This is a genomic window from Sphingopyxis sp. UBA6723, assembly GCF_002454115.1.
In the GTDB taxonomy this organism is placed as follows: Bacteria; Pseudomonadota; Alphaproteobacteria; order Sphingomonadales; family Sphingomonadaceae; genus Sphingopyxis.
This window is the reverse complement of sequence record NZ_DKIH01000011.1, coordinates 49603-50601: the sequence shown is the minus strand read 5'-3', so window position 1 is coordinate 50601 and position 999 is coordinate 49603. Positions and strand designations below refer to the sequence as shown.

Annotated in this window: 1 protein-coding gene; it reads left to right on the top strand. The window is 65.2% G+C overall.

Translation table 11 applies throughout. The features are described 5' to 3' along the window. Window position 1 precedes the first annotated feature (1 nt). The coding region (guaA, locus tag B4F07_RS11305) for a glutamine-hydrolyzing GMP synthase (RefSeq protein WP_293704847.1) at window positions 2-999 on the top strand (998 nt) is incomplete at its 3' end.

Here is a 999-nt window from a genome sequence, read left to right as displayed (position 1 = left end):
CATCGATTTCGGCAGCCAGGTGACCCAGCTCATCGCCCGCCGCGTCCGCGAAGCGGGGGTCTATAGCGAGATCGTCCCCTTCACTTTGGCCGAAGCAGCGCTCGAAAGGATGCAACCGAAAGGGATCATCCTTTCCGGCTCGCCCGCCTCGGTTCCCGCCAACGGCAGCCCGCGCGCCCCGCAATCGGTGTTCGATAGCGGCCTGCCGATCCTGGGCATCTGTTACGGGCAACAGGTGATGAGCCAGCAGCTCGGCGGCCGGGTCGAACCCGGCGGCGCCGACGGCGAGCGCGACGGCGAATTCGGCCGCGCCTTCCTGACCGTCACCGAACCCTGCGTGTTGTTCGACGGCTTGTGGGAGGTCGGCGAGCGCCATCAGGTGTGGATGAGCCACGGCGACAAGGTTACCCAATTCGCCCCCGGCTTTCGCATCGTCGCGGTCAGCGACGGTGCCCCCTTCGCGCTTATCGCCGACGACGAGCGCCGCTATTACGGGACGCAGTTCCATCCTGAGGTCGTGCATACGCCCGACGGCGCCAGGCTGATCGCAAATTTCGTGCGCCATGTCTGCGGCTGCGGCGGCGACTGGACGATGGCTGAGTTCCGCGCCACCAAGATTGCCGAAATCCGCGCCCAGGTCGGCGACAAGCGCGTGCTGTGCGGTCTGTCGGGCGGGGTCGACAGCGCGGTGGCCGCGGTGCTGATCCACGAAGCGATCGGCGAACAGCTGACGTGCGTTTTTGTCGACCATGGTCTGCTGCGCATGAACGAGCGCGAGCAGGTCGAGCGGCTGTTCCGCGACCATTACAACATCCCGCTGGTCGTGGTCGATGCCGAGGAACGCTTCATGGCAGGGCTCGACGGGGTCACCGATCCCGAGGCGAAGCGCAAGTTCATCGGCGGCGAATTCATCAATGTGTTCGATGAGGAAGCGCAAAAACTCGGCGGCGCCGACTTCCTCGCGCAAGGCACGCTTTATCCCGATGTCATCGAATCGGT